This is a genomic window from Synechococcus sp. WH 5701 (assembly GCF_000153045.1).
Lineage (GTDB): Bacteria > Cyanobacteriota > Cyanobacteriia > PCC-6307 > Cyanobiaceae > Regnicoccus_A > Regnicoccus_A antarcticus.
In genome coordinates, this window is record NZ_CH724159.1 from 1,574,059 (window position 1) to 1,599,906 (window position 25,848).

Here is a 25,848-nt window from a genome sequence, read left to right on the forward strand (position 1 = left end):
GCCGGGGGCAGAGAGCCCCCCCCTTTCCTTTTCATCCCATCAGCCGATAGGCCCGGGTGGTGATCAGGTAGGGGTGGAAGACCTCCAGAAACCGGCTCTGCAGGGTGCGGAAAAACCGCTCCACCAGAGCCGGATCATCGAAGTGGAACGGATATTCCCCGTTGAAGCCCTGGAAGAAATACCAGTTGAGCAGGGCTATGGCCCCGGGATTCATGCGGGTGGAGAACAGCTTCAACTGCCCAGCTGGATCACTCAGATGCTCCAGCACATCCAGGCAAACCACCGTGTCGAACTGCTGGGGCAGGCCTCGATCGCCAAGATCGCGGCATACCTTCAGCCGATCGCTGAGCCCGAAGCGTGCGGCACGCTCCGCCACAAATGCGCGGTTGTGGGGGTTGAGGTCCACGAACCAGACCCGCTCCACCTCCGCCAGAGCCGCGGCCGCCAGGGCATGGGTGCCAATGCCACCACCGAAATCCAGCACCGTTCCGCGGGCGTAGCGGGCCTGCAGACGCAGGGTGTCGCCGATGTAGTCCGCACTGCCCAGGTGCCAGGCAGCCAACTCCAGCAGGTGTCCGGTGCCCACGGTCTGCTCATAGAACGCCTCCACCCGCTGAGGGTCGAAGCCCACCGCACCGGGATGCAGGGAGGCCAACTCCGCGCAACTTTGCGGCAGGCGCTCCTCGAGTTGCTCGGCGGTAAGGCCCAGATAGGAGGCCAGCTGCTGACGCAAGGCAAAGCCATCGCCAAGAAAGGCCTCCAGATCAAGACCATCACAGACCGCACCCCTCTCTCCCTCCAGAGTCGCCACTGGGCAGGGCAGGGGGCTTACAGCTTCAGGCAAATCGGCTCGTTGCTGGAACTGAAGCCAGGCTACGGGGAGCCCAGATCCTCAAGCTCCGCGCCGGCACCGGGCACCGCCAGCCAACGGCGCAGCCAGGCCACCAGCAGATAGAACGGCAGGGTGTCCAGCAGGGCTGCCACCAGCTTGAACAGGTAGCCGCTGGCGATGAAGCTCCCCAGCTGGGGCAACACCGCCTCCTCGGCCCTGAGGGGCAGCACATGGGCGGCATAGTGGCTGATCAGCACCACCGCCGTGGTGTCCACCAGCTGGCTGATCAGGGTGGAGCCGTTGTTGCGCAACCACAGTGCCCGGCCGGCGGTGAGTCGCTTCCAGAAATGGAACAGCCGCACGTCGGTGAACTGGGCGGCCAGATAGGCCACCATCGAGGCCCCCACCGCCCCGAAAGCCAGGGTTCGCATCTCGTAGAACAGCGGTAGCCGCTCCCCCGCCGCCGCCAGCGGCAGCCCGGCGCTGCCCCCATGTCCATCCAGCCCCGGCAGAATTCCCCCCAGCCAGAGAATCAGCACGATCCAGCCGTTGAGCAGCAACCCCACCCACACCAGCTGGCTGGCCTGCCGTTCCCCCCAGATCTCGCTGATCAGGTCGGTGCAGAGGAAGGTGATCGGGTAGGGCAGGGCCCCCACCGCCACCACGATCGGCCAGCCGCCGATCGAGCCCAGGGTGAGAAAGCGGGTGAGGCCGAGGATGTTGAGCATGCCCATCGTGCCCAGGAAGAGGCCGGCCAGCACGAGAAAAGCCAGATCACGGCGCTGCTGCAGGGTCACGGGCGAAAGAGGGAACGGGCGCTCCTCCCAGCCTGCAGGCCCGGGCCCCGGATGCAACAGTGCCTGCCATGACCACATCCGGCTGCCGCCCCAGCACCCAACAACAGCCCCAGGCACCCTGCGGGTTCCTGATTCTGGACAAACCGGCCGGCCTCACCTCCCATGGCTGTGTGGCGCGGGTGCGCCGCCGTTATGGCCTCAAGCGCGTCGGCCATGGCGGCACCCTCGATCCGGCCGTAACCGGTGTGCTGCCCCTGGCGCTGGGGCCTGCCACCCGCCTTCTGCCCTACCTCGATGGGGCCAAGGCCTACCGGGGGGTGATCCAGCTGGGCCTGTCAACCGACAGCGACGACCTCAGCGGCACTGTTCTGGAGAACCGGCCGCTGCCGTCACTCAGCCGGCAGGACCTGGAGGCGGCCCTGGCCCCCTTCCGCGGGCCGATTCTGCAACGGCCTCCCCAGGTGTCTGCGGTGCACGTTCAGGGGGAGCGGGCCTACGCCAGAGCCCGCCGCGGAGAGCACTCGGACCTGCAGGAGCGAGCCGTCACGGTCGAGCGGCTGAAACTGCTGGGCTGGGAGCCCAGCTCGGGGCGACTGGAGCTGGAAGTGCGCTGCAGCGCCGGCACCTACATCCGCTCCCTGGCCAGGGATCTGGGTGAGGCCCTCGGCTGCGGTGGGGCCCTCGCCGAGCTGCGCCGCACCGAAGCCCTGGGCTTCACGCTCAGCGCTGCCGTGGGCCTCGAGGAGCTTGAGGCAGAGCCGCCGCCGCCGCCCCTTGCTCCCCTCCGTGCTCTGGGCCACTACCCCGCCTTCACCCTGGAGCCTGGCGATCTGGTGAGCTGGCGCTGCGGCCGGCGCCTGGCCGGCCCCGCCCACCTGAGCGAACACCAGGTGGTGGTGGTGCTGGATCCGGATGGCAACCTGGCAGGGATGGCCAGGGCCGGCCCAGACGGCTGGCTCCAGCCCAAGCTGGTGCTGGAGGCCATGGGCTGATCCCCTCAGGGCTGCCCCTGCTGCAACGTGGCTCCCGGCCACGTCCCCACTCTTCATCGATCGATCCGCCATGGCCGGCCACAGCAAGTGGGCCCAGATCAAACGCCAGAAGGCCGTGGTCGACGCCCGGCGCGGAGTGGTCTTCACCCGACTGGGGCGGGAGATCACGGTGGCGGCCCGCCATGGGGCTGATCCCGCCGGGAACTTCCAGCTACGCACCGCCATCGACAAGGCCAAGGCCGCCGGCATGCCCAGCGCCAACATCGAGCGGGCCGTCGCCAAGGGCTCAGGCCAGGGCGGCGGCGAGGCCGATCAGTTCGAGGCGGTCCGCTACGAGGGCTATGGCCCCGGCGGGGTCGCAGTGCTGGTGGAGTGCTTCACCGACAACCGCAACCGCACCGCCGCCGACCTGCGCCTGGCCTTCAGCAAGCAGGGGGGGAACCTGGGGGAGAGTGGCTGCGTGGGGTACCTGTTCGAGCAGCAGGGGGTCGTGCGGCTGGAGTCGCCGGTGCCCAGCGAAGAGGACCTGCTCGAGAGCCTGCTGAGCCTGGAGGATCAGGGCGGTCCGCCGGTGCTGGGCTACAGCCTGGAGGGGGAGAACGCCGAGGTGTTCTGCGGCTACACCGACCTGGAGACCCTCCAGCACCACTTGCGGCAGCTGGGCTGGCCCGTGCTCGACTGGGAGTTGCGCTGGGTGTCCTCCGCCCCCTGCCGGCTGGAATGCGACGACCAGCTGCGTCGCTGCCTGCGCATGCTCGACGCTCTGGAGGATCTCGATGACGTGCGCAGCCTCACCTCCAACCTGGAGGCCGACGCCGACCTGCTTGATGCCGTGATGGGCTGAGCCCCTCAGCCCTCCAGGGCGGCGCGATCGACGATCAGGCGCAGTCCCGGATGGCCCTGCAGCCAGCTGGCCGGCAACGACGGCCCGGGGGGCTCCCTCAGCAGCCGCGCCAGGATGCCCGCCTTGGCCGCGCCGCTCACCACCAGAAGGATGCGCTCGGCCCCCAGGATCTGCTCCAGGCCAAGGGTGATCGCCCCGGCTGGCACCCGGGCCGGATCCCCCCCGAAGGCCGCCGCGTTCTGACGGCGGGTGGCGGCGCTGAGGCTGAGGCTGCGGCTGGGAGCGTGGGGACCGCAGGGAGGCTCATTGAAGCCCACGTGGCCGTTGCTGCCCAGCCCCAGCAGCTGCAGCCCGATACCTCCCGCTGCCCCAACGGCTTCGGCATAGCGGCGGGCCTCGGCGACGGGATCCGCGGCCAGGCCATCGGGGAGCTGCACCCGTGCCGGCTCCAGCCCGAGCGGTCCCACCAGCTGGCGATCCATCTCCGCCGCGAAGGAGCCGCAATCCGTCGGCCCCAGTCCCACATATTCATCAAGGTTGAAGCTGCACCAGCGCTGACGCACCGCATGGAGCTGATCAGGCGGCAGGGCCAGCAGCCTCGCCACCAGGGCGGCGTAGACGGGCTCCATGGTGCGGCCGGTGGCCAGACCCAGGGGTCGCATCAATCCACCGCTGAGCTCCTGGTGCAGGAGTTCAGCAACGCGCCCGGCCAGGGCAGACGGCTGCTCGAAACACTCGAAGCGGCCGGCCAACCAGTAGGGAGAAGCAGGCGTTGGCACCGGAGGCAGGCGTGGTGATCAGCCGCTCCGCCGCTGCAGCCGCAGGACCGGTGCTCAGGAGCCTCGCCCAGCGACGGCTCCCGACGCCAGGGGGCCAGATCCGGCCCGTAGCGGTTGCACCTCAACTCCGCGGTAGTAGTGCTGCAGGATCTGCTCGAATCGGCGGCCCTGCTGGGCAAGCGCATAGGCGCCCCACTGGCTCATGCCCACCCCGTGGCCGAAGCCGCGGCCCACGGCGATGATCACCGGCGAAGGCGGAGCCAGGGGCCGAGGAGGGGGCGGGGCCAGCAGCGAACCCATTCCCACTGGCAGCGGGGTGCCGCCGGCCAGGGCCCGCGGGGTGAAGGTGAAGGGGGCCGCCTCAAAGCGCACCAGGGTGCTGCGCAACCCCAGGCGGCTGCGCAGCTGGGCACCCGTGAGCACCAGGGCTCCGGACGGTCCGATCACCCGCGCCTGGCGCACCCGGCCGCTGCCCGTGGTGGAGAGGATGTCGATGCGGCTGGCGCCGCCGATCTCGGCAAAGGCGCCGGCCAGCAGCTGGGGGGAGAGGGTTTTCTCCCAGCGGGCCACGGGGCTGGAGTCGTCGTAGTCAGGGACGCTCACCAGGTAGGGCAGCTGGCGCGACCAGAGATCACCGCTGTTCTCGGTGCTGCCGCCGCTGCTGCTGTGGAAGACGGCATTGATCAGGCTGTTGCCATGCATCAGCACCAGACCCTGGGTGCTGCGCACCGCCTCGCGGGTGGAGGCGGTCTCCGCCTCCAGGCCCTTGTAGGCCTGACTGGTGACCGTGGCGTGCAGATCGAAGGGGGCCGACGAGGGCTTGCGCTGGCGCAGGGCATAGGTGCGGGCCGCCACGGCCTGGGCTCGCAGAGCCTCCAGAGGCCAGCTGGCGGGCATCTCACTGCCCACCACGCTGGGCAGATAGGTTTCCAGAGCAATGACGTTGATGGCCCTCAGCTTCGAAGCTTCAACCCTCACCTGCAGCCGGCCCCTGTAGCGGCGGTTCTCGATCTGCAGGCTGGCAAGGCCGCCCGAAACAGGCAGGGGCTCCAGCCAGAGCTCGCTGAGGCTGAGGGCACCAGGACTGCCCTGGGTCACGGCCGAAGGCTGGGCCTGGATCCGGCCACCGGCCTGGCGCAGGGCGAGGGTGGCTCCGGCAGGCATCCGCAGCAGCTCCCCACCCCTGGCGTCGCGCAGGCGCAGACCACTGCTGCCCGCCACCCGGATCGCCGGCAGGTCCAGCAGCAGAACCCGCATCTGAGGATTGGTGGCCCGGCTGGCCATCAGGGGCTCGAGCCCGTCGAGGGCCGCCACGGCCTGGGCCACATCCCCGGCTGCGGCCGGGGCTCCTGCCAGCCCGCCTGCCCCCGCCAGCAGCGCCTGCGGCAGCAGGGCCGAGGCCAGGAGCATGGAGCGGAACCGACCGGTCTTGGGAACAGCCATCAACGGCAGCAGCCATGAAACGTGCGCGCCATTGTGACCAGCACATCCCGGCAACGCCAGAGCCGACCTGGACAGAGCCTGACGTGGCAGCATGCGCCAAAGGGTCATCCGGAGTGCAAGTCACCTTCCTGGGCACCAGTTCGGGTGTACCCACCCGTTCCCGCAATGTCTCAGCGGTGGCTCTGCGCCTTCCCCAGCGGGCCGAGCTCTGGCTGTTCGACTGCGGCGAGGGAACCCAGCACCAGTTCCTGCGCAGTGAGCTGAGGGTGTCGCAGCTGCGGCGCATCTTCATCACCCACATGCACGGCGACCACGTCTTCGGGTTGCCGGGACTGCTGGCCAGTCTCGGACTGGCCGGAGCCTGCAGCGGCGTCGATCTCTACGGCCCTGATCCCCTGCGCGACTACCTCGAGGGCGTGCTGCGCACCTCCTCGACCCGGATCGGCTACCCGCTGCGCACCCACAGGGTGCACAAGGCCGCCCACAGCGGGGCGGTGCTGCTCGACGACGACGACCTGGTGGTGCGCTGCACCCCGCTCACCCACCGCATCCCGGCCTACGCCTACCGGGTGGAGCAGAAACCCCGGGCCGGCCGCTTCGACATCGAGAAAGCCCGCGAGCTGGGCATCCCGCCGGGGCCGGTCTATGCCGAACTCAAAGCCGGTCGGGACGTGTGCCTCGACGACGGTCGCATCATCCGGGGAGAGACCCTTTGCGGTCCTGACCGACCAGGTGCGAGCGTGGTGTATTGCACCGACACGGTGTTCAGTGAAGCGGCGGTGGAGCTGGCCCGCGGCGCCGATCTGCTCATCCACGAATCCACCTTCGCCCACAGCGAGGCGGAGATGGCCTTCCAACGCCAGCACTCCACCAGCACCATGGCCGCGCAGACGGCAGCGCTGGCGGGGGTGAAGCAACTGGTGCTCACCCACCTCAGTCCGCGCTACGTGGCCGGCAACACCGTCACCCCTGACGACCTGGTGAACGAGGCCAGGGCGATCTTCCCGAACACCCTCGTAGCCAAGGACTTTCTCAGCCTCGAAGTGAGCGCCGAAGGCGACGGCAAGACCCCATAAGGGGCCGCATGGCAACGGTGATCGCTGCAACAGTTCTTGATCCCCGGCCGGCGGGCCCTTCCCCCGTGATACAAGGTCTCAGGTGCGGTGCCAACCGCCTTTTCGCCGGCTCCCTACATGGCCTCTTTCGTTCCCACTGCCCTTCGGGCGGTTGCCCGGACCCTGCTGGTTCTGCCCCTGGCGCTTCTGCTCAGTCTTGGCTTCTGCGTGACTGCTGCCCAGGCCGCCCAATGGGACACCGCCACCCTCACGGTGCCCGGTGACCCGGACGGCAACCTGGTCACCTTCAGCGAAGCAGAGATCAAAGGCGGTCGCAAGCTCTTCAACGACAGCTGCGGCACCTGCCACGCCGGCGGCGTCACCAAGACCAACTACAACGTGGGCCTGGACCCCGAGACCCTCTCGCTGGCCACCCCGTCGCGCGACTCAGTCGAGGCCCTGGTGGACTTCATCAAGGACCCCACCTCCTACGACGGGGAGTACAGCATCGCCGACGTTCACCCCAGCATGCGCAGCAGCGATGTATTCGTGAAGATGCGCGACCTCGACGATGACGACCTGCGCCTGATCGCCGGCTACATCCTGGTGGCCCCGAAAGTGAGCGGCACCCAGTGGGGCGGTGGCAAGGTCTACTTCTGATCCAACTGGCTGAATCCAGCTCCATGCCGTGGTCCTCTGGGCCACGGTTTTTTTGGCGTTCCGAGCCCCACAGGCTGCCGCAGGCCGTGCTCAGGCCACCTCGGCCAGATGATCGGGGGGGCTCACGTTGGCGGCATTCATGGTTCCCGGCTGCTTGCTGTACCACCACTCCTGCAGGGCCGGGGACAGGCGCTGGGGGAAGAGGGTGAGCACGGTGCAAGTGGGCCTGGCGCCGGGCTGGAGCAGCTCCACGGCGTAGGACGGACAGCGCCTGGAGGCCAGATCAGCCACGAAGCGCCGACCGATACGGCGCCAGCTGGGTTCCTTGCTGCGCCAGGCCAGACGGCAGCAGGGCCAGGGCAGCTCGTCGCGGTCGAAGAGACGACAGCAGGGACCCAGCACCCGGAAGCTGTACTGGCCGCCCGGGCTGCAGTGCTCGCTGCCGGGCTCCATCAGGGTATCCACCAACGCGGGCATGAAAAAGCCACCCCGAAGGGTGGCAGAGATGGGATCTGGATTCAAGCCAAGCCTGGCCTGAGGCTCAATAGAGCTCTTCTTCGGCGTGGGTCTTGATGGTGCAGTCAGAGGTGGGGTAAGCCACACAGGTCAGCACGAAACCGGCTTCGATCTGGTCGTCGTCGAGGAAGCTCTGGTCCGACTGGTCGACGGTGCCGGTGGTGAGCTTGCCGGCGCAGGTGGAGCAGGCTCCAGCACGGCAGGAGTAAGGCAGATCGATTCCCTGCTCCTCAGCGGCATCGAGGATGTACTGATCGTCGGGAACCTCGATGGTCTTGTTGAGTCCCTCGCTCTCGTTGATGAGGGTGACCTTGTAGGAAGCCATGGAATGGATTGGGGCTCACAGACTCCTGAGTGTTCAGGGCCTGTAGGACCGCACCGTCCTACATCGGACCGGGGCGCTGACGGCGATCCTGACGGCGCAGCCCCAGAAGCCCAATCAAAGGGTGAGCACGCATAAGCGTGATTTATGCGACATCTCCAGGGATCACAGCCCGGCACCACTGGATCTCGAGCAGTCCCCAGACGCCCTGGGAGGCCACCAGATCAGCGCTCCAGCCCTCAATGGCCAGCAGCCGGCAGAGCTCCTCGGCCTGATCCACCAGCAGGCCGCTGAGCAGGCCAAGGCCGCCTGGTGCCAGCAAGGTGTGGAACTGCCCGGCCAGCTCGGCGATCACGGGCGCCAGGATGTTGCAGAGCAGAAGATCGGCAGGGCCGTCCTCCCCCAACAGGTCCGCCAGCTCCTGAGCCGATCCCTGAACCACCTGCAAAGGCCCGCCGGGAACCACGGGATAGCCGTTGAGCTCGCCGTTGCTGCCCGTGGCGCGCACCGCCAGGGGGTCGGTGTCGGCCGCAGCCACGCAGCGTGCCCCCAGGCGCAGGGCGCCGAGGCCGAGGATGCCGCTGCCGCAGCCCAGATCGGCCACCCGCTGATCGATCGGCGCCAGCCGCTCCATCGCCTCGAGGCACAGACGCGTGGTGGGGTGGCTACCGGTGCCGAAGGCGCTGCCAGGGTCGATCCGGATCTGCTCACGGCCGGCGTGCTCCTCTGGCGGCTCCAGCCAGGCGGGCAGGATCAGCAACCGCTCGCCCACCGGGTCAGGCTGCCAGTGGCGCTTCCAGCTCAGACTCCAGTCCTCCTCGTCCTGCAGCTGCCAACTCAGGGGCGGCAGGGGGATGGCGAAGGGCTCGGTGAGGCGCTCGAGCTCCCCGGCTAGGCGCTGCCGCTCCGGCTCGGGCCAGTCGGCTTCCGGCAGCCAGGCCACCAGTTGGTGGGCACTGGGCTGATCGGGACTGAACTGGATGGCCACCCGGCGGATGCCGAGGGAGGGCAGCTTCCAGAGGAGCGATTCCTCCAGCTCGGGAGGAGCCTCCATCTCCAGACGCCACCAGCGGGGAGCCGGGGACATGGCAGCGGCGCTCAGAGCGTGACCGGATGGGCTTCCTGAATCCCGTTGATCCCGTGAATCGAGATCAGCAGGCTGGGGGGGATCGGATCGTCGAGGCTGAGCACCATCACCGCGTCGCCGCGGACGATGCGGCGGCCCACCTGCATCGAGGCGATGTTGACGTTGTGCTCGCCCAGCAGCGAGCCGATGTTGCCGATGATCCCGGGCATGTCGCGGTGGCGCGTGATCAGCATGTGCCGCGTGGGCATCACGTTGACCGGAAACTCATCGATGGTGGTGATGCGCAGGTCGCCGTCGGCGAACACCGCCCCGGTGACGCTGTGGCTGCCGTTGCCGCCGCGGCAGGTGAGCTGAAGGGAGCCGCCGGCGAAGTCGCGGCTGGCATCGTCTTTGACCTCGAGCACGTGGATGCCACGACTGCGGGCTTCGATGCCGGCATTCACATAGTTGATGCGATCGCCGAGAGCGCTCGAGAGCAGGCCCTTGAGGGCGGCCACCACCAGCGGCTGCGAGGGATGGTGGGCGAATTCACCCTGGAGCCGCACTTCGAGGTCCTGGATCGAGCCTCCAGCCAGCTGGCTGAGCAGCAGCCCGAGCGTTTCGGCCAGCTGCAGGTGGGGCTTGAGCCGCTCCATCACCTCCGGGGTCAGGCCGGGGATGTTCACGGCACTGCGGGCGGGAAGCCCCAGCAGCACGTCGCGGATCTGCTCGGCCACATCGACCGACACATTCTCCTGGGCTTCTTCGGTGGAGGCGCCCAGGTGGGGCGTGAGGATCAGACGGTCGCCCACCTTGCGCAGCGGTGAGTCGACCTCCAGGGGTTCGTTGCCGTAGACATCGAGGGCGGCGCCGGCGATGGTGCCGGAGCTGACGGCCTCGGCCAGGGCCTTCTCATCGACGATGCCGCCCCGGGCACAGTTCACCAGCCGTGCCGTCGGCTTCATCGTGGCCAGCAGCTCCGCGTTCACCAGGTTCTCGGTGTCGGGGGTGCGAGGCAGGTGCAGGCTGATGAAATCCGCTTCGGCGAACAGGGGACCGATCGCCATCAGGCGCACCTGCAGCACCTGGGCGCGCTCGGCGGAGATGTAAGGGTCGTAGGCCAGCACCTCCATGCCCATGGCCTTGGCGACGCGAGCCACGTGGGAGCCGATCTTGCCCAGCCCCACCACGCCGAGCTTCTTCTTGTAGAGCTCGTTGCCGACGTACTTCTTGCGCTCCCAGCCTCCGGCCATGGTGCTGACGTGGGCCTGGGGCACATGCCTGGAGAGGGCCAGCATCATCGCCAGCGCATGTTCAGCGGCCGCGATCGTGTTGCCCTCCGGGGAGTTCACCACCAGCACACCCCGCTGGGTGGCGGCCTCCACATCGACGTTGTCGACGCCGACACCCGCGCGGCCGATGATCTTCAAACGGGTGGCGGCCTCGATGATGGCAGCGGTGACCTGGGTGCCGGAGCGGATCATCAGGGCGTCGTAGTCACCGATGATCTGCTGCAACTGCTCCGGGGGCAACCCGGTTCGCACATCCACCTGCGCCACCTGGGAGAGGATGTCGATTCCCGTCTGGTCGATGGGATCAGAAACCAGAACCTTTGTCATGACCCGGGACGGAGAGAGAGGGGGTCTGGAGAATTCCAGACACTGCCGGGGGTGAAGTGTAGTGAGCGGTGGCCACGGCGCCCCCCGCCAACGCCGAGAATCGGGCCTTTGTGGCGCTCGGTCTTGGGACTGTCGGTGGTGGTGGTGATGAAGGACCGGCGCAAGCTGCAGCGGTTGCGCGATCAGCTCACTGAACTCAAGCCCGCCCCAAGGGTCTTGGTGGCCCTGGGGGAAGGAGAAAGCAGCATCGATTCCGTCGAGCTGCTCAACCCGGCCCTGGCCCGGCAGCGGCGACAGCGCAGCATGGTGCGCTGGCTGATGCCGTTCGGTTTCTTCGCCGGTCTGATGTTCACCTTCATCACCGACCTTCACACCTTTTCCTTCGCCGGGACCTACGGCGAACCCGTGATCGGCGGGATCCTCGGCATGGGCTCGGGCTGGATGGGCAGCTACGCCGCCGCCGCCAGCGTCCGCTCCGAGGCCGACGACCGCATCCGCAGCCTGCGCAACAGGCTTGAGGAAGGCAGCTGGCTGCTGCTGGTGGAGAGCAGCCCAGGGGAGGAGATTCCCTGGCTGCTGATTCAGCAGGCCGGCCCCCAGGCGGTGGTGCGCCTGGGCGAAGGATGAGCCGCACGCCCCCCGGCGGCGACCTGCTGCGCGGCAGCCGCGATCCAGCCGCCCTCGAGCCCTTGATCGTCCTGGCCGACCACGCCCTGCGCGACTGGCAGCCCCACTGGTCGGGGTTCCTCTCTGCCCTGGCCTGGGAGGAGGCGATGGAGCGACTGGGCAGCCTCAGCGAGCTGCACCTGGAGGCCGAGGGCGGCAGGCCCCAGGCCGAACGCTGCCGGCTGCTGCTGCAGCGCCGCGATCTGGCTGCGGGATCAACCCCGCCGACGGCGCCCCTGGCCGGCCTGGAGGTCAGCGGCAACTTCCTCTTCGATCCAGCCGAGCCGGGCGATGTCCGCGCCGGCCTACTGGCGGCTGGCGCCCTCGACGGGGAGCTGGGTGATCTCTGGCTGCGGGGCGACCGGGGCGCCCAGGTGATCGTGGACCCCCAGCTGGCCGCCCGACTGGGGGGCACCACGGCCCGGGTGCGCAGCGTGGAGGTGAAGCTGGAGGCCAGGGGTCTCGATCAGCTGCAACCTCCCACCAGGCCCCAACCACGCCAGCTGGCCACCGTGGAAGCCTCCCTGCGCCTGGACGCGGTGGCCTCGGCCGGGTTCGGGCTCTCCCGCAGCCGCATGGCCGACCTGGTTCGCCGGGGGGCTGCCCGCGTGAACTGGCAGCCCGTGACCACCCCCAGCCGCGACCTCAAAACCGGGGATCGCATCCAGCTCGAGAACCGCGGCGAGCTGACGGTGCTTTCGATCCAACCCACCAAGCGTCAGCGCTGGCGCCTGGAACTTCAACGCCACTGAGTGGCGGCAGGCCGACTGCTAGGTTGCCTGCTTCGATCTTGATGGCGCCGCTGAGGCTGCGTTGATCCAGGGTCGCACCGACGGGAATCTTTATTCCCGAACCCGGGCGATTAGCTCAGAGGTAGAGCACTACCTTGACACGGTAGGAGTCACTGGTTCGATTCCAGTATCGCCCACTGAATCCTCTGCCTTAGGAGTTCAGGATGCCCAGCTCGTCACACCCCCTGGCGGTGGTGATTGGTCTGGGACGTTCCGGCAGCGGTGCTGCCCGTCTGCTCAAGGCCAGCGGCCAGCGCGTGCTGGTGCTGGAGAGCCGCCGCAACCCCGAGCTGGAGCAGCAGGCCGAGGACCTGCGCGCGGGGGGAGTGGAGGTGGAGCTGGGGCAATCCCTGGCGTCCGAATCCTTCGCCCAGCTCCAGCCGGGGACCGACCGGGTGGTGGTGAGCCCAGGCATCCGCTGGGATCATCCGGTGCTGAAGGCCCTGAGGGAACGGGGCGTCCGGGTCTGCGGCGAGATGTCGGTGGCCTGGGAGGCCAGCAACGAGATCCCCTGGATCGGCATCACCGGCACCAACGGCAAGACCACCGTCACCCATCTGCTCAGTCACATCCTCAACCACGCCGGGCTCGACGCGCCGATGGTGGGCAATGTCGGGATTTCGGCCGCCGAGTTGCTGATCGAGCGCCGCGAGGCAGGAGCCACTCCGCCCGACTGGCTGGTGGTGGAGCTGAGCAGCTATCAGATCGAGTCGTCAGCGGAGCTGGCACCACGCCTGGGCCTCTGGACCACGCTCACACCCGACCATCTCGAGCGGCACGGAACGCTGGAGGCGTACCGGGCGATCAAGCGCAGCCTGCTGCAGAACTGCGGGGAGCAACTCCTCAACGCCGACGATGCCGATCTGCGCGCCCATGCCGGCAGCTGGGACCGAGCCACCTGGGTCACCGCCGGCACCCGCCGGCTGCTGGGCGCCGGCCTGCAGCCCTTTCTCTGGATCGACGGCGGGATGGTGATGGCAGCCTCAGGACCCCTCTTCTCTGCCGCCGCCCTGGCCCTGCCCGGGGCCCACAACCGTCAGAACATGGTGCTGGCTGCCGCCACCGCGCTCAAGCTGGGGCTGGAGCCCGCCGTGATCGAGGCCGCCCTGCGCAGCTTTCCCGGAGTGCCCCATCGGCTTGAGCAGATCCGCCTGCTGGATGGTGTTCGCTGGTTCAACGACAGCAAGGCCACCAACTACGACGCCGCCGAAGTGGGGATCACGGCTGTGGACGGACCGATGGTGGTCCTGGCTGGAGGTGAGATCAAACAGGGCGACCCGGAGGCATGGCTCGAAGCCCTCGGACGCCAGGCGGCGGCTGTGGTCCTGTTCGGCGCGGCAAGGGAAGCCTTCGCCGCCCTGCTGAGCGGCAGCGGCTATGCGGGCACGGTGGAGCTGGTGGAAGGCCAGGCTGAGGCGGTTCCCCTGGCCCGGGAGCTGGCCCGCCGCCTCGGCTGTCCCACGGTTCTGCTCTCGCCGGCCTGCGCCAGCTTTGATCAGTACAAGGATTTCGAGGCCCGGGGGGAGCATTTCCGCACCCTAGTGGCCGCCCTCTGAACGGCCTTGCTGATCCCCGCCTCGTTCACAGGAGCGCAGTGGAGGCCTCATCCGTCGGCGACGGCGGCCCTCCGATCTCCCAGGCGGCCAGGTACTGCTGAATGAAGATCGCCGCCAGGGGAACGGTCACCAGCAGGGGCAGCAGGCAGAACAGAGCAGAGATAGCGATCAGCAAAGCCGAAAGCAGCTCATAGCCCACCAGTCCCCAGCTGTGGGGGCTGGAGAAGAGATCGTTGAAGCAGGTCCGGAAGGCAGGCCAGATCGGTTCTTCGCTGGTGAACACCCGCCGCACGTAGATGGGGGTGAGCGCCATCACGATCAGGCCAGGAATCACGCAGAGCAGAATGCCGAGCCCGGCAGCGACGGAGACCAGCAGCCCCGCGAGGACGTAGCGGCGGGGGTTGGCGCGCAGCAGGGCCAGACCTTCCCGATAGCTCGGATGGTGGCCCGTGGCGAACCAGAGGGCCGGCAGAGCGGACAGGAGCACCCCGATCAGTCCCGCCACCACCTGATACAGGATCGAGAAGGGCAGGTTCAGCAGCGACGACACCAGCTGGGTCACGCTCTCGCGCAGATCAGCCGAGACACCGGCGGTCACCGCCACCGCGATCACGGTGATGAGCAGACTGACCGCCACCGAGACCAGCGCCAGGGCCAGCACCGTGAGCTGCAGGGCCAGGTAGGTGCGCCAGTGGACCACGAACAGGTTCCAGGCCGACTGAAGGGTGGGCTTGGGTGCAGAGGACAGGCCCATCACAATCGTCTCGCCAGGTTGTTCCTGGTGCTGTCTAGGGCAGGGGGAGCGCTCCGGCCAACCCAACCGACACAAACCCGCTCGATACAATCAAGATTCCCTGACCCACCAGCCCAGCAGGGCTCCCCAAGGCGAGATGGCTTACTGGTTGATGAAAAGTGAGCCGGATGTGTATGGCATCAGCCATCTCGAGCGCGAGGGCAACACCCTCTGGGATGGCATCCGCAATTACCAGGCGCGCAATTTCATGCGCAGCATGGCGATCGGTGATCAAGCCTTTTTCTACCACTCCAACACCAAGCCCCCTGGCATCATCGGCCTGATGGAGGTGATCGAAACGGGACTGATCGATCCCAGCCAGTTCGATCCAGCCTCGAAGTACTTCGATGCGGCATCAACCCCAGAAGCGCCCCGCTGGGACTGCGTCCGACTGGCCTACCGGCGCACCTATCCCCAGCTGCTCAGCCTGGAGGAGCTGCGCAGCGCCTTCGATGAGCAGGAGCTGCCTGTGGTGCGCCGGGGCAATCGCCTCTCGATCCTGCCGGTCCCCGAGGCCACGGCCCTGCGGCTGCTGAAGCTGCTGGATCCCAGCCGATGAACCCTGAGCCCCGAGGACGCGGGGCCCGGCTGGCGGATGGCATCCGGGAGGGCCTCGCTGCGATCCAGGCGGTGCGGGGCTGGCTGAGGCAGGGACGCAGGGCCTACCTGCGCGCCCCCTGGCTGTTCAGCGGTTTCACGCTGATGGGCGGCAGCGCCCAACTGCTGGGCCAGGCGGTGCAGAACCGGGCCAGTGATGCCCTGGCCGTTGGGGAGGAACCCGTGACGGTTTCGATCGGCCTGGTGCTGGCAGGGTTGGTGCTGAGCGTGGGGAGCCTTCTCTGGCTGAACGTTGGGCTGCTGCGTGGTGCCTGGATTGCTCTGGACGGGCGAACGCCCCAGCTGGCCGAGCTGGTCCGCTGGCAGACCGCCGCCATGGGCCGCCTGCTGGGGGCGCTGCTGCTGCTGCTGCTGCTGAACCTGCTGATCCTGGCCACGGCCGGGCTGGCGGCCGGGCTGGTGAGCCTGATCCACCCGCTGCTGGCTCTGGTGCCGCTGCTGATCGGCGGCACCCTGCTGGTGGCCCTGTTCGTGACGCAGATCTTTCACCTGCCGCTGGCCGTGGCCGGTGGCCTCTCCCCGGTGGCCACCTTCCGCCATGGGCGGATCCTGGTGCCATCCCATGGCTGGGAGCTGCTGGCCCTGAGCCTCAGCCTGGTCCTGATTGTGCTGCTCCCCCTGGGACTGGCCCTGCTGATCGCCTGGCCCCTGGCTGCGGGGCTGCTGGTGACCTGGCCCCTGGCCCTGTGCAGCCTGACCGCCGGCTACCAGGGGATCGTTGACGCCGAAGACCGGGGAAGCCTGGCCGGCGCCGTCTGATCGGGTCTCCCTTCTGCCGCCCGCTGGAACATGTTGGCCACGTAGCAACGGGTGACGGCCCGGCTTTGGACACCGTTCTGCACAAGAAAGCCAGCCAGAGCCGCCTGGATCAGGCGGTACTGGTCCCAGTTGGGGTGGGCATCGATGAACTGAGCCATCGAGGTGAGCAGGGCCTCGGGGACATCAGCCCGGAAGCTCACCACACCGGTGTCGGGCTCAGCCTGGGAGACCTGGGCAGCCGCAGTGGTGGAAGCGGTCATGACCGGGGCGATGTCCATAGACGGATTGAGCTGGTGATGTCATCCACTTCTCCACAACGCCGGGGCCGCGTCAAATCGGTGACCCAGCCGGGCGGACGCTCCTTCCAACCCTGAGACTGGCTGCGGCGCAGGAGCACGGCCCGACTGCAGCTCCGGCGGGGGATGGCCTTGAAGCCGAACAAGGGGCCTGTCAAGGGGAGAGCTCACCAACGCCGAGTTCTCCCCAGATGTGTGCCGCCAGCGGGATCGCCGAGCCTGAACCTGTGGAAAAGCTGTGCAAAAGACTGGCGTGACGGAGCCGTGACTGGGGAGGAGCCTGTCAATCAGCAGTGCTGATCGCTCCGCAATCCCGCGGCCTGTCTCACAGGGGCAAGGGCTCCAGAGCCCGCGCCAGCTCAAGACCAGCTCCCGGCGCCCAGGCGCCCTCCCATCCCCTCAGCCCCGGAGCAGGGATCAGGATGCAACGCAGGTGCCAGTGGCCCGGTTCGCCATCAAGGCCCAGCCACCAGCCGCCGCTCTCCAGCTCGAGGCTGATCATTTCCTCGTTCATCAGCTGATCGGCGATGGCGCCGAGTTGCTCCAGCAGCCTGAGGAGGCCGGAACGCAGGCTGCTGCCTTCGGCCGCAGTGAGCTCAACCGCCCAGTCGGCTCCGCCGATGAGCAACGGAAAGGAGGCCTTGGACGGATCCCAGACCAGCCTCCAACCCTCTGCTTCGGCGCTGTACCCGCTGGGGGTCAAGGATCAGCCGGGCAGCAGATCGGGCTGGTCCTGCTCGTCGCTGAGCTCGACGATCGCCCGCTGCACGGGCTTCACCATCGAGTCTTCGAGCAGGCCATCAAAATCATCGAAGCGGCGCTGCTTGGCGCGAAAGGCGATACGAACCGTGGTGAGGTAACGATTGGTCGACTGACCGATCAGACTTTCAGCCCGCTGGGCCAGTTCCTTGGGATGAACAGTCGGACCGGTATACATCGAAACGAACCCATTTCCACCACCTTAGTTCAGCCCCCGCCTGGGCCCCGGCCCCTTCGGACAAGCTGCGCCTCATCAGGTCCCTTCGCCGCTGCCCCCCATCCATGGCCGTGACCGGCACCCTGGCGATCGACCTGGGCAGCAGCACCACGGTGCTGGCCTTTCAACCCAGCGCGGGCGGACCGCCGGAGCTGATCGCCATTCCGCCCTTCAGCAGCGACGATCCCTGTGTGGTCCCCAGCCTGATCTGGCTCGCCAGCCCCCAGAGCGATCAGCCCCTGATCGGCCGCCAGGTGCTCGATGCGGGCCTGGCCGCTGCCGGCGGCGAAGGCCTCTGCCACGACTTCAAACGCAGGATCGGAGCCCTCGCAGGCCAACCCGACCCGGCTGCGGCGACTGCCACAGGCTCCAGCGGCGAACCGCTCACGCCAGAGCAGGCCGGCAGCCTGCTGATCACCCGGTTGTGGCAGGCCTTGCCCACGGGAGTGCTGCCCACCCGCCTGGTGCTCACCGCCCCGATCGAGGGGTATCGGGGTTACCGCCAGTGGCTGCAGCAGCTCAGCAGCCAGATTCCCGTGGAGGAGGTGGCCCTGGTGGATGAACCCACCGCGGCCGCCATCGGGGCGGGCTTGCCGGCGGGCAGCCGGGTGCTGGTGGTGGATCTGGGCGGCGGCACGATCGACCTCTCGCTCGTGGCCCTCCAGGGGGGTGAGGGACGGGCGGCACCGATTGCCCAGTTGCTGCGCTTCGGCGGCCGGGAGCTCGATGGGGGACGCCAGGCCCTGCGCTGCGCGGAGGTGATCGGCAAGGCAGGTGCCGCCCTCGGGGGCCGCGACATCGACCGCTGGATCGCCGCGAGCCTCGCCCCGGACCTGGGGGCTGACCCAGGCCTGCTGGAGATCAGCGAGCGGCTCAAGTGCGGCCTGAGCGAGGCCGAGGAGGTGACAGGCATCTGGAGCTCGGCGGGAGCTGGCAGCCGCGCCCTGCGTCTCGATCGAACTCAGCTTGATCGGCTGCTGCGCGAACGGGGGCTGCTGCAGTTGCTCGACGACCTGCTGGAACGGGTGCTGGCGGCGGCGCGGGCGAAAGGACTGGACCGCGAGCAGATCGATGCGGTGCTGCCGGTGGGGGGCACCAGCCGTCTGCCCAGCATCCGCCACTGGCTGGCTGAGCGCTGCGGCTCCATCCCCCTGCGCGACCAGCGGCCGGTGGAAGCGGTGGCCCTCGGGGCCCTTGCCCTCACGCCGGGGGTGCGGCTCAAGGACGTGCTGGCCCGGGGGGTGTCACTGCGCTGCTGGGATCAGCGCGGCGGGGAACACCGCTGGTATCCCCTCTTTCTCGCTGGCCAGAGCTGGCCCACCGACCAGCCCCTGGAAATGGTGCTCAGCTGCAGCCGCGATGGGCAGAGCAGCCTGGAACTGGTGCTCGGTGAGCCGATCGAGGAGGAACGCAGCGAGGTGGTCTTCATCGACGGCCTTCCCCAGGTGCGGCAGCGGCCCGCTGGCGAAGCCCGAACTGAGCCCTGGAGCGTTCAGCCGCCCCCTGTGATCCTCGACCCTCCCGGCAGCTGCGGGATCGACCGGCTGCGGCTCCGCTTCAGCATCAACGCCGAGGGGCAATTGCTGCTCGAAAGTGAAGATCTGCTCGTCGGCACCCTGCGAGCCCCCAGGGTGCTTGGTCCAGTGCGCTGATGGTTCAGCCGGTGCAACGGGACAATGCTGCTGGTCCAGCAGCAGTGGACGACGCGGCGGCTGCCCCCTCTCCGTGCTTCCGGGCCCCCTCTGTTCATAGAACAGAGAAACAGAACTGACTGTCCCCCTTGGCCATCCGCCGCCACAGGCTTCCGCGCTTCTGGCTGGCTCTCACCCTCGGCCTGGTGGCTGCCGCGGTTGGAGGTGCCTGGTGGTGGGAATCCCAGTTGCCGCGCCGGCTGGAGCGGGCCGCGAACGAGGGGCGCTTCGATGACTGCATCCGCTACAGCGACCAGCTGGCCTCCCTGCGCTGGTTGAGCGGGCGAGCACCGGCGGAGCAGGGCCGCTGCCGCAGGTCCAAGGCTGAACAGCTCTGGCGGCAGCAGAAGCCGGAGGAGGCCCTCAAGCTGCAACTGCTGCTGGCCAATTCAGTCGCGGGCACCGAGGCCGACCGGCAGCAGCTGCTGGCCTGGCAGCAGGACCTCAAGAACCGGGCCCTCTCCCGTTTCCAGCAGGGAGACCTGGAAGGGGCCCTCGCGCTGCTCAAGCCGATGGGAGAGCATCACCGGCCCGACGGCTCCGCCCTCGGCGACAACCTTCGTGAGTTCTGGTCGCGCAACCAGCTGCAACAGCAGCGGGCCGTGAAACTCGTGGCTGAGAAGCGCTGGTGGGAAGCCCTCGATGCTCTCAACCGGATCGACCACCCCTGGTGGACCACGGCCACGGCGCCCCTGCGCGAGCAGGTGGATCAGGCCATCGTCGGGCTCAAGAGCAAGGAACAGGAGCACCACAGCCACGGTGATCAGCCGATCGACAGCGTCCCCATCGCCAGCCTCGATGCCGCCGTCCAACGCCAGCTGGCCACGGGCGTCGACGAGTGGACCGCCTTCACCAAGGCCTGCGCTGAACTGGGCGGACGGGTGGTGGAGTCGGGTCCGGAGACCACCTGCCGACGCTGAAGGCCCCCAGCGCCACCCTCAGCCCTGAGGCCCATGACAGGATTGGTCCTTCCACAGGGTCCCCTGCGCATGAAGCCCGGAGAACAGGTCAAGGTCAGCCAGAGCGTGGTCGTCTACACCCACCCGGAGCACCGCGGTAAGGCCTTTGATCTTCTGGGACAGCAGGGTGAAGTGCTGCAGGTCCTCGACGACTGGAAGGGCAAGCCGATCAGCCCAACCCTGCCGGTGATCGTGGCGTTCGGTCGCTTCCGTGCCCACTTCCGCCCCGATGAGCTTGAAGCCGTGGGCTGAGAGGCCAGGCCCGGAACGCTGGTGCTGGGGAACCCAGCTCAATCGGCGCGGATCAGGAACACACCGTCTTCCCCGTCGGTCTGACGGAGGCAGAGCTCGATCGATTCGTGGCGGCTGGTAGGCACCAGGCGGCCACAGAAATCGGGCTGAATCGGCAGTTCCCGGTGGCCACGGTCGACCATCACCAGCAGCCGCACCAGATCGGGACGCCCCCAGGTGTGCAGGGCATCCAGCGCCGCCCGCACCGTGCGTCCGGTGAAGATCACGTCATCTACCAGCACAAGCTGGCGCCCTTCGATGTCGGAGGGCAGGTGGGTGGCTTCCACCAGGCGGGTGCCGACCCGCTCCAGGTCATCACGGTGGAAGGTTGGATCAAGACTGCCCTGGTCGATCGGGTGACCACAGAGCTCCTCAAGTTGCTGGGCCAGCACCCGGGCCAGGGCGACCCCACGGGTCGGGATGCCCAGCAGGAGCAACTGGCGGCTGTCGACAACTCCCTCGAGCACCTGGGAGGCAAGGCGGCGCACCGTACGGGCGAGATCGTCGGCCGAGAGGATCTCGACCCGCCGTTGATCGGGTGACGGCGCCGTGGAAGTGTTCACGAGGAACGGAAGTTGGTGATTCCATCGTATGGAGGAGGGAATGTCCCCAAAAGCTGACGGCCCCAGACTGCGGCCTGGTTCAACGACCTTCAGGAGTAAGTTGATCAGGGAAGACGCTTGAACGACCATTCGGGAAGTCAGGGTGAGCGCAATTTCCACCTCCGGATCTCCAACCCTTTCTTCCGGCCGGGAGTCAGCTTCGGGTCTTGGTCATGATGGCCCAATCGCTCCCGTGGTCCTGGCCATTCTTGATGGCTGGGGATTTCGGGAGGAAGCCCGCCACAACGCGGTCCAGGGGGCCAGCACCCCGGTGATGGATGCCCTCTGGGAGGTGTATCCCCACACCCTGATCCAGGCGAGCGGCGGAGATGTGGGGCTTCCTGACGGGCAGATGGGCAACTCCGAAGTGGGCCATCTCACGATCGGCTCCGGCCGGATCATCCGCCAGGAGCTGGTGCGGATCGGCAAGGCCGTGCGCGACGGCAGCCTGGCAGCCAATCCAGCTCTCAACGAGCTGGCCGACCGGCTGCTCCGCGACGGAGGCACCCTGCATCTGCTCGGGCTCGGCTCCGATGGCGGCGTGCACAGCCACATCGATCATCTCGGTGGCCTGCTGCAATGGGCCGCCTCCCGCGGCCTCAGCGACGTCTGCATCCATGTGATCACCGACGGCCGTGACACGCCACCCCAGAGCGCCATCCCCTACCTGGAGTGCATCGAAGCCCAGGTGGAAGCGGCCGGGGTTGGGCGGATCAGCACCATCTGCGGCCGTTACTGGGCCATGGACCGGGACAACCGCTGGGAGCGCACCGAGAAGGCCTACCGCCTGCTGAGCGAGGACGGCGAGATCACCTCTCTCTCCTTCCAGGAGGCGATCCATGCGGCCTACGCCGAAGGCATCAACGACGAATTCCTCGAACCCCTGCGCCTCGCCCCGGGCTCGCTCAAGCCCGGCGACGGGTTGATCTGCTTCAACTTCAGGCCCGATCGGGTTCGCCAGCTGATCCGCTCCCTGGTGCTCGACGACTTCGATCAGTTCGAGCGCAAGCGCATCAGCCCCCTGCATGTGGTCACCTTCACCCAGTACGAGCTGGGGCTGCCCGTGGCGGTGGCGTTCCCACCCGAATCCCTTGATGGGCTGCTTGGCCAGGTGGTCTCCGCCCACGGCCTGCGCCAGCTGCGCACCGCCGAAACCGAGAAGTATCCCCACGTCACTTACTTCCTCAACGGCGGCATCGAGCAGCCCTTTCCCGGCGAGGATCGCCATCTCGTTCCATCCCCGCGCGTCGCCACCTACGACCAGGCACCAGCCATGGCGGCCGACCAACTCACCGACAACTGCATCGCCTTTCTCAACAAGGGGGTGTATTCCCTGGTGGTGATCAATTACGCCAACCCCGACATGGTGGGCCACACCGGCCGGATGGACGCCACCCAGCAGGCGATCACCACCGTGGACCACTGCGTCGGCCGCCTGGTGGAAGCCACCAACCGTCTGGGCGGCACAGTGCTGATCACCGCAGACCATGGCAATGCCGAGCTGATGGAAGGGGAGGATGGTCGCCCCTGGACCGCTCACACCACCAACCCGGTGCCGGTGATCCTGGTGGAAGGTGAAAAGCGCAAGATCGGGGGCCACGGGGCCGCTCCCCAGCTGCGCCAGGGCGGCGGTCTGGCCGATATCGCCCCCACCCTGCTGCAGATCCTGGGACTGCCCCAGCCGTCGAGCATGACGGGCAGCTCCCTGGTGGAGCCACTGGATCTGGTGAGCCCCAAAGCCGCCTTTGCCGAAGCCCTTCAGGTCTGAGCGGTTCGTTAGGTTGTCAGGATGCTTACCACTGTTCTCTCCTGGATCTGGTCTGCCGTCGGCTTGCTGCTGATCGGCAGCGTGCTCCTGCACAGCCCCAAGGGGGATGGCATGGGCGGGCTGGCCAGCAGCGGCGGTTCAATGTTCAGCAGCGCCAGGAGCGCTGAAGACACCCTCAACCGCATCAGCTGGACCCTGCTGGGGCTGTTTCTCGGCCTGGCGGTCGTGCTCAGCGCCGGCTGGTTGCGCTGAGCTTGCCGCTTCAGGCCAGGCTTCCAGTTGGCGTCCCCTTCGTCTCCGTTCCTTCCTGTGGATCCGATCAAACGCCGCGGACTGCTCGCCTCCTTCGCCGTTCTGCTTGGCTCGCTCTGGGGTGGTGCCAAGGCCGAGGCGGCCTCGAAGGCCGCTGATCCCAGCTGGCAGCTGAGTGACAGTGAATGGCGCAAGCGTCTGAGCCCGGCCGCCTACGACGTGCTGCGGCGCGAAGGAACCGAACGACCGTTCACCAGCCCCCTCAACAACGAGAAGCGCAAGGGCACATTCCTGTGCGCTGGCTGCCGCCTGCCCCTGTTCAGCTCCTCGGCGAAATTCGACAGCGGCACCGGCTGGCCCAGTTTCTTTCAGCCCCTCCCCGAAGCCGTCACCACCAAAACCGACTTCAAACTGCTGGTGCCCCGCACCGAGTACCACTGCAGCCGTTGCGGTGGTCACCAGGGCCACGTCTTCAATGACGGCCCCAGGCCCACAGGCAAGCGCTACTGCAACAACGGCGTGGCCCTGGAGTTCAAGGCCGGCTGAAGCCCAGGCACCAGGCCTGATCAGCAGAAACACTCGGATCAGCATGAAAAAGGAGGGAGGCCATGCCCCCCTCCCGCTCAATGGACCCTGATGGCGGAGCGTTGTGAGCGCTCCGCCGGCGAGGATCAGTAGTCGAAGTCGCCGCCCATGCCGCCGCCACCGGCGGGAGCTGCTTCCTTCTTCTCGGGCATGTCGGCCACGATGCACTCGGTGGTGAGCACCATGCCGGCGATAGAGGCGGCATTCTGCAGCCCCGAACGGGTCACCTTGGCGGGGTCGACGATGCCGGCGGCCAGCATGTCGACATACTCGCCGGTGGCAGCGTTGTAGCCCTCGTTGAAGGGCATGCCCTTGACATGCTCAGCCACGACGGCGCCGTTGACGCCGGCGTTCTCAGCGATGCGCTTCAGCGGAGCGGTGAGGGCGGAGGCCACGATGGTGGCGCCGATCAGCTCCTCGCCTGTGAGGTTGGCGGCCGCCCACTCTTCCAGGGCCGGCGCCAGGTGGGCGAGGGTGGTGCCACCACCAGGAACGATGCCTTCCTCAACAGCCGCCTTGGTGGCGTTGATGGCATCTTCCAGGCGCAGCTTCTTGTCCTTCATCTCGGTCTCGGTGGCGGCACCCACCTTGACCACGGCCACACCGCCGCTCAGCTTGGCCAGACGCTCCTGCAGCTTCTCCTTGTCGTAGGAGGAGTCGGTTTCGTCCATCTGCTTGCGAATCTGCTCGCAGCGGGCCTTAACCGCCACCTCGTTGCCTTCGGCCACGATGGTGGTGGTGTCCTTGTTGATGGTGATGCGGCGGGCGGTGCCCAGCATCTCCAGTTTGGTGTTCTCCAGCTTGAGGCCGGCGTCCTCAGTGATCAGCTGACCGTTGGTGAGAACGGCGATGTCCTCGAGCATGGCCTTGCGGCGGTCACCGAAGCCGGGAGCCTTGACGGCCGCCACGTTGAGCACGCCGCGCAGGCGGTTCACCACCAGGGTGGCGAGGGCTTCCTTCTCGATGTCCTCGGCGATGATCAGCAGGGGCTTACCGGTGCGGGCAATCTGCTCGAGCACGGGCACCAGATCCTGCACCAGGCCGATCTTCTTGTCGGTGAGCAGGATGTAGGGCTCCTCGAGCACCGCTTCCATCCGCTCGGTGTCGGTGGCGAAGTAAGGCGAGATGTAGCCCTTGTCGAAGCGCATGCCCTCGGTGACCTCCAGCTCGGTGGTCATCGACTTCCCTTCTTCCAGGGAGATCACGCCTTCCTTGCCCACCTTGTCCATCGCGTCAGCGATCATCCGGCCCACTTCTTCGTCGTTGCCGGCGGAGATGGTGCCCACCTGGGCGATGGCGTTGGAGTCGGAGATCGGCTTAGCATGCTCCTCGATCTTCTTGACGAGGAAGTCGGAGGCCTTGTCGATGCCCTTTTTCAGGGTGATGGCATTGGCGCCGGCAGCCACGTTGCGCAGTCCAGCCTTGACCATGGCATGAGCCAGGACGGTGGCGGTGGTGGTGCCATCACCAGCGGCGTCGTTGGTCTTGGAGGCGGCCTGACGGATCAGGGCAACGCCGGTGTTCTCGATGTGGTCCTCGAGTTCGATCTCCTTGGCGATCGTGACGCCGTCGTTGATGATCTGGGGAGCGCCGAACTTCTTCTCGAGCACCACGTTGCGGCCTTTGGGGCCGAGGGTGACGGCAACGGCCTCAGCCAGGATGTCGATACCTTTTTCGAGAGCCCTGCGGGCGTTCTCGTTGTAAATGATGCGCTTGGCCATGGAGAAATGATCTCTTTTCTAAGGGAACGAAAATGAAGCGAAGGGCAAGCAAGCGGCCGAGTTGCGGATGGCCTGACTTCCCCGATCAGCAGCGGTGATTCAGTTGACGATGGCGAGGATGTCCTTCTCCGAGAGGAGAACGAACTCGTTGCCGCCGAGCTTGATGTCGGTGCCGGCGTACTTGCTGTAGAGGACCTTGTCGCCCACGCTCACTTCAGGAGCCTGGCGGGTCCCGTCGTCACTGCGCTTGCCGGGGCCGACCTGCACCACCTCACCCACCTGGGGCTTTTCCTGGGCGGTGTCGGGCAGGAGGATGCCGCCAGCAGTTTTTTCGTCCGAATCGGACACCTTGATGAACACGCGGTCTCCAAGGGGTTTAACCGTGGAAACGCTCAGAGAAACAGCAGCCATGGATCCATGCAAAAGCGACAAAGTGACGCCTGCGGCGCCACGACAACGGGGAGTTGGCACTCGGGCCCGTCGACTGCCAACCTAGGCGGAGCCCTTACGGGGCGACAATCCGATCCATGTGCGGGTCACCGAACAGCCGCCACCGGTTGCCAGCAGCCCTGCGGCGGCGCGGTCCACGGGTAGAGCGG

The 25,848-nt window shown here is 67.5% G+C and carries 30 protein-coding genes and 1 tRNA gene; 16 read left to right on the plus strand and 15 right to left on the minus strand.

All coding sequences use genetic code 11. From position 1 onward, the window contains the following. Positions 1–31: 31 nt before the first annotated feature. Both WH5701_RS08960 and WH5701_RS08965 read right to left on the minus strand, forming a co-directional pair. The gene (locus WH5701_RS08960) at positions 32–811 is read right to left on the minus strand and encodes a bifunctional 2-polyprenyl-6-hydroxyphenol methylase/3-demethylubiquinol 3-O-methyltransferase UbiG (protein ID WP_006171923.1); all 780 of its coding nucleotides are present in this window, start codon (positions 809–811) and stop codon (positions 32–34) included. 62 nt (positions 812–873) lie between these two features. After that, complete coding sequence (locus tag WH5701_RS08965) at positions 874–1,629, minus strand: queuosine precursor transporter (RefSeq protein WP_006171924.1); 756 nt, start codon at positions 1,627–1,629, stop codon at positions 874–876. Between the two features lie 68 nt (positions 1,630–1,697). On the opposite strand from WH5701_RS08965, the gene truB reads away from it, so the two are divergent. Together truB and WH5701_RS08975 are read left to right on the plus strand one after the other, a co-directional pair. After that, entirely contained in the window at positions 1,698–2,621 is a 924-nt protein-coding gene (truB, locus tag WH5701_RS08970; protein WP_006171925.1) for a tRNA pseudouridine(55) synthase TruB, read from the plus strand. A gap of 70 nt (positions 2,622–2,691) precedes the next feature. Then, the gene (locus tag WH5701_RS08975; RefSeq protein ID WP_006171926.1) at positions 2,692–3,465 is read left to right on the plus strand and encodes a YebC/PmpR family DNA-binding transcriptional regulator; all 774 of its coding nucleotides are present in this window, start codon (positions 2,692–2,694) and stop codon (positions 3,463–3,465) included. 5 nt (positions 3,466–3,470) lie between these two features. Here WH5701_RS08975 and WH5701_RS08980 read toward each other — a convergent pair whose 3' ends face one another. Beyond that, positions 3,471–4,244, minus strand: a complete 774-nt coding sequence (locus WH5701_RS08980) for a glucosamine-6-phosphate deaminase (RefSeq protein WP_315856630.1) — start codon at positions 4,242–4,244, stop codon at positions 3,471–3,473. Between the two features lie 54 nt (positions 4,245–4,298). After that, positions 4,299–5,687, minus strand: coding sequence for a SpoIID/LytB domain-containing protein (locus WH5701_RS08985; protein ID WP_232201814.1), 1,389 nt, complete (start codon positions 5,685–5,687; stop codon positions 4,299–4,301). 113 nt (positions 5,688–5,800) lie between these two features. Between WH5701_RS08985 and WH5701_RS08990 the strand changes: the two genes are divergently transcribed. Together WH5701_RS08990 and psbV are read left to right on the plus strand one after the other, a co-directional pair. Further along, positions 5,801–6,763, plus strand: coding sequence for a ribonuclease Z (locus tag WH5701_RS08990; protein ID WP_006171929.1), 963 nt, complete (start codon positions 5,801–5,803; stop codon positions 6,761–6,763). 117 nt (positions 6,764–6,880) lie between these two features. After that, on the plus strand, positions 6,881–7,402 hold the full coding sequence (psbV, locus tag WH5701_RS08995; protein ID WP_037979876.1) for a photosystem II cytochrome c-550: 522 nt from the start codon (positions 6,881–6,883) through the stop codon (positions 7,400–7,402). A gap of 90 nt (positions 7,403–7,492) precedes the next feature. Here the strand turns inward: psbV and WH5701_RS09000 are convergent, their stop codons facing one another. From WH5701_RS09000 to serA, 4 genes are all read right to left on the minus strand, one after another. Further along, positions 7,493–7,879, minus strand: coding sequence for a hypothetical protein (locus tag WH5701_RS09000; RefSeq protein WP_006171931.1), 387 nt, complete (start codon positions 7,877–7,879; stop codon positions 7,493–7,495). 64 nt (positions 7,880–7,943) lie between these two features. Continuing rightward, positions 7,944–8,243: a ferredoxin gene (locus tag WH5701_RS09005; RefSeq protein WP_006171932.1), complete on the minus strand. Its 300-nt coding sequence runs from the start codon at positions 8,241–8,243 to the stop codon at positions 7,944–7,946. Between the two features lie 142 nt (positions 8,244–8,385). Then, on the minus strand, positions 8,386–9,327 hold the full coding sequence (prmA, locus tag WH5701_RS09010; RefSeq protein ID WP_006171933.1) for a 50S ribosomal protein L11 methyltransferase: 942 nt from the start codon (positions 9,325–9,327) through the stop codon (positions 8,386–8,388). 11 nt (positions 9,328–9,338) lie between these two features. Continuing rightward, positions 9,339–10,925, minus strand: coding sequence for a phosphoglycerate dehydrogenase (gene serA / locus WH5701_RS09015; RefSeq protein ID WP_006171934.1), 1,587 nt, complete (start codon positions 10,923–10,925; stop codon positions 9,339–9,341). A 123-nt stretch (positions 10,926–11,048) separates the two neighbouring features. Between serA and WH5701_RS09020 the strand changes: the two genes are divergently transcribed. The 4 genes from WH5701_RS09020 to murD all read left to right on the plus strand — a co-directional run bounded on the left by WH5701_RS09020 (position 11,049) and on the right by murD (position 13,938). Then, entirely contained in the window at positions 11,049–11,552 is a 504-nt protein-coding gene (locus tag WH5701_RS09020; protein ID WP_198005160.1) for a hypothetical protein, read from the plus strand. Beyond that, complete coding sequence (locus WH5701_RS09025) at positions 11,549–12,343, plus strand: photosystem II S4 domain protein (protein ID WP_006171936.1); 795 nt, start codon at positions 11,549–11,551, stop codon at positions 12,341–12,343. The genes WH5701_RS09020 and WH5701_RS09025 overlap by 4 nt, the downstream gene beginning before the upstream one ends. A gap of 104 nt (positions 12,344–12,447) precedes the next feature. Then, positions 12,448–12,519, plus strand: a tRNA-Val gene (locus WH5701_RS09030). Between the two features lie 27 nt (positions 12,520–12,546). Next, positions 12,547–13,938: a UDP-N-acetylmuramoyl-L-alanine--D-glutamate ligase gene (murD, locus tag WH5701_RS09035; RefSeq protein ID WP_006171937.1), complete on the plus strand. Its 1,392-nt coding sequence runs from the start codon at positions 12,547–12,549 to the stop codon at positions 13,936–13,938. Positions 13,939–13,963: 25 nt separating this feature from the next. On the opposite strand, the gene WH5701_RS09040 is transcribed toward murD, so the two are convergent. Beyond that, positions 13,964–14,692: a hypothetical protein gene (locus WH5701_RS09040; RefSeq protein ID WP_006171938.1), complete on the minus strand. Its 729-nt coding sequence runs from the start codon at positions 14,690–14,692 to the stop codon at positions 13,964–13,966. A gap of 136 nt (positions 14,693–14,828) precedes the next feature. Here WH5701_RS09040 and WH5701_RS09045 point away from each other — a divergent pair, with 136 nt between their 5' ends. Then, positions 14,829–15,290 (plus strand): EVE domain-containing protein, encoded by a 462-nt coding sequence (locus tag WH5701_RS09045; RefSeq protein WP_006171939.1) that lies wholly within the window; start codon positions 14,829–14,831, stop codon positions 15,288–15,290. Then, positions 15,287–16,108: a hypothetical protein gene (locus WH5701_RS09050; protein ID WP_006171940.1), complete on the plus strand. Its 822-nt coding sequence runs from the start codon at positions 15,287–15,289 to the stop codon at positions 16,106–16,108. The genes WH5701_RS09045 and WH5701_RS09050 overlap by 4 nt, the downstream gene beginning before the upstream one ends. Here WH5701_RS09050 and WH5701_RS16830 read toward each other — a convergent pair. The 3 genes from WH5701_RS16830 to WH5701_RS09065 form a co-directional block, all read right to left on the minus strand. Next, positions 16,054–16,368: a DUF2811 domain-containing protein gene (locus tag WH5701_RS16830; protein ID WP_083781880.1), complete on the minus strand. Its 315-nt coding sequence runs from the start codon at positions 16,366–16,368 to the stop codon at positions 16,054–16,056. The two genes, WH5701_RS09050 and WH5701_RS16830, sit on opposite strands and share 55 nt — an antisense overlap. Positions 16,369–16,729: 361 nt before the next feature. Then, positions 16,730–17,107 (minus strand): DUF1818 family protein, encoded by a 378-nt coding sequence (locus WH5701_RS09060; RefSeq protein WP_006171942.1) that lies wholly within the window; start codon positions 17,105–17,107, stop codon positions 16,730–16,732. A 3-nt stretch (positions 17,108–17,110) separates the two neighbouring features. Beyond that, positions 17,111–17,341, minus strand: coding sequence for a DNA-directed RNA polymerase subunit omega (locus tag WH5701_RS09065; RefSeq protein WP_006171943.1), 231 nt, complete (start codon positions 17,339–17,341; stop codon positions 17,111–17,113). 104 nt (positions 17,342–17,445) lie between these two features. Between WH5701_RS09065 and WH5701_RS09070 the strand changes: the two genes are divergently transcribed. The 3 genes from WH5701_RS09070 (at position 17,446) to WH5701_RS09080 (ending at position 20,282) form a co-directional block, all read left to right on the plus strand. Further along, positions 17,446–19,032 (plus strand): Hsp70 family protein, encoded by a 1,587-nt coding sequence (locus tag WH5701_RS09070; RefSeq protein WP_006171944.1) that lies wholly within the window; start codon positions 17,446–17,448, stop codon positions 19,030–19,032. A gap of 128 nt (positions 19,033–19,160) precedes the next feature. Continuing rightward, positions 19,161–19,991 (plus strand): hypothetical protein, encoded by an 831-nt coding sequence (locus WH5701_RS09075; RefSeq protein ID WP_006171945.1) that lies wholly within the window; start codon positions 19,161–19,163, stop codon positions 19,989–19,991. Positions 19,992–20,060: 69 nt separating this feature from the next. Beyond that, positions 20,061–20,282, plus strand: a complete 222-nt coding sequence (locus WH5701_RS09080; RefSeq protein WP_006171946.1) for a ferredoxin-thioredoxin reductase variable chain — start codon at positions 20,061–20,063, stop codon at positions 20,280–20,282. Between the two features lie 38 nt (positions 20,283–20,320). On the opposite strand, the gene pyrR is transcribed toward WH5701_RS09080, so the two are convergent. Continuing rightward, positions 20,321–20,884, minus strand: a complete 564-nt coding sequence (gene pyrR, locus WH5701_RS09085; protein WP_006171947.1) for a bifunctional pyr operon transcriptional regulator/uracil phosphoribosyltransferase PyrR — start codon at positions 20,882–20,884, stop codon at positions 20,321–20,323. A 232-nt stretch (positions 20,885–21,116) separates the two neighbouring features. On the opposite strand from pyrR, the gene gpmI reads away from it, so the two are divergent. Genes gpmI through msrB form a run of 3 tightly spaced genes read left to right on the plus strand, consistent with a single transcriptional unit; the run spans position 21,117 to position 23,489 of the window. Beyond that, positions 21,117–22,691: a 2,3-bisphosphoglycerate-independent phosphoglycerate mutase gene (gene gpmI, locus WH5701_RS09090; protein ID WP_006171948.1), complete on the plus strand. Its 1,575-nt coding sequence runs from the start codon at positions 21,117–21,119 to the stop codon at positions 22,689–22,691. A 21-nt stretch (positions 22,692–22,712) separates the two neighbouring features. Beyond that, the gene (secG, locus tag WH5701_RS09095) at positions 22,713–22,943 is read left to right on the plus strand and encodes a preprotein translocase subunit SecG (RefSeq protein ID WP_006171949.1); all 231 of its coding nucleotides are present in this window, start codon (positions 22,713–22,715) and stop codon (positions 22,941–22,943) included. Between the two features lie 27 nt (positions 22,944–22,970). Then, on the plus strand, positions 22,971–23,489 hold the full coding sequence (gene msrB / locus WH5701_RS09100; protein ID WP_369791634.1) for a peptide-methionine (R)-S-oxide reductase MsrB: 519 nt from the start codon (positions 22,971–22,973) through the stop codon (positions 23,487–23,489). Positions 23,490–23,614: 125 nt separating this feature from the next. Here msrB and groL read toward each other — a convergent pair whose 3' ends face one another. Together groL and groES are read right to left on the minus strand one after the other, a co-directional pair. Then, positions 23,615–25,249 carry a chaperonin GroEL gene (gene groL / locus WH5701_RS09105; protein ID WP_006171951.1) on the minus strand — a complete coding sequence of 545 codons (1,635 nt, stop codon included), beginning with the start codon at positions 25,247–25,249 and terminating at the stop codon, positions 23,615–23,617. A gap of 99 nt (positions 25,250–25,348) precedes the next feature. Continuing rightward, positions 25,349–25,660: a co-chaperone GroES gene (gene groES / locus WH5701_RS09110; protein ID WP_006171952.1), complete on the minus strand. Its 312-nt coding sequence runs from the start codon at positions 25,658–25,660 to the stop codon at positions 25,349–25,351. Between the last annotated feature and the right edge of the window lie 188 nt (positions 25,661–25,848).

Coding starts and splice junctions, on each gene's coding strand:
- truB (WP_006171925.1), top strand. CDS start 1,698: ATGACCACATCCGGCTGCCGCCCCAGCACCCAACAACAGCCCCAGGCA.
- WH5701_RS08975 (WP_006171926.1), top strand. CDS start 2,692: ATGGCCGGCCACAGCAAGTGGGCCCAGATCAAACGCCAGAAGGCCGTG.
- WH5701_RS08985 (WP_232201814.1), bottom strand. CDS start 5,687: ATGGCTGTTCCCAAGACCGGTCGGTTCCGCTCCATGCTCCTGGCCTCG.
- psbV (WP_037979876.1), top strand. CDS start 6,881: ATGGCCTCTTTCGTTCCCACTGCCCTTCGGGCGGTTGCCCGGACCCTG.
- WH5701_RS09000 (WP_006171931.1), bottom strand. CDS start 7,879: ATGCCCGCGTTGGTGGATACCCTGATGGAGCCCGGCAGCGAGCACTGC.
- WH5701_RS09005 (WP_006171932.1), bottom strand. CDS start 8,243: ATGGCTTCCTACAAGGTCACCCTCATCAACGAGAGCGAGGGACTCAAC.
- prmA (WP_006171933.1), bottom strand. CDS start 9,327: ATGTCCCCGGCTCCCCGCTGGTGGCGTCTGGAGATGGAGGCTCCTCCC.
- serA (WP_006171934.1), bottom strand. CDS start 10,925: ATGACAAAGGTTCTGGTTTCTGATCCCATCGACCAGACGGGAATCGAC.
- WH5701_RS09025 (WP_006171936.1), top strand. CDS start 11,549: ATGAGCCGCACGCCCCCCGGCGGCGACCTGCTGCGCGGCAGCCGCGAT.
- murD (WP_006171937.1), top strand. CDS start 12,547: ATGCCCAGCTCGTCACACCCCCTGGCGGTGGTGATTGGTCTGGGACGT.
- WH5701_RS09040 (WP_006171938.1), bottom strand. CDS start 14,692: ATGGGCCTGTCCTCTGCACCCAAGCCCACCCTTCAGTCGGCCTGGAAC.
- WH5701_RS09045 (WP_006171939.1), top strand. CDS start 14,829: ATGGCTTACTGGTTGATGAAAAGTGAGCCGGATGTGTATGGCATCAGC.
- WH5701_RS09050 (WP_006171940.1), top strand. CDS start 15,287: ATGAACCCTGAGCCCCGAGGACGCGGGGCCCGGCTGGCGGATGGCATC.
- WH5701_RS16830 (WP_083781880.1), bottom strand. CDS start 16,368: ATGACCGCTTCCACCACTGCGGCTGCCCAGGTCTCCCAGGCTGAGCCC.
- WH5701_RS09065 (WP_006171943.1), bottom strand. CDS start 17,341: ATGTATACCGGTCCGACTGTTCATCCCAAGGAACTGGCCCAGCGGGCT.
- WH5701_RS09070 (WP_006171944.1), top strand. CDS start 17,446: ATGGCCGTGACCGGCACCCTGGCGATCGACCTGGGCAGCAGCACCACG.
- WH5701_RS09080 (WP_006171946.1), top strand. CDS start 20,061: ATGAAGCCCGGAGAACAGGTCAAGGTCAGCCAGAGCGTGGTCGTCTAC.
- secG (WP_006171949.1), top strand. CDS start 22,713: ATGCTTACCACTGTTCTCTCCTGGATCTGGTCTGCCGTCGGCTTGCTG.
- groL (WP_006171951.1), bottom strand. CDS start 25,249: ATGGCCAAGCGCATCATTTACAACGAGAACGCCCGCAGGGCTCTCGAA.
- groES (WP_006171952.1), bottom strand. CDS start 25,660: ATGGCTGCTGTTTCTCTGAGCGTTTCCACGGTTAAACCCCTTGGAGAC.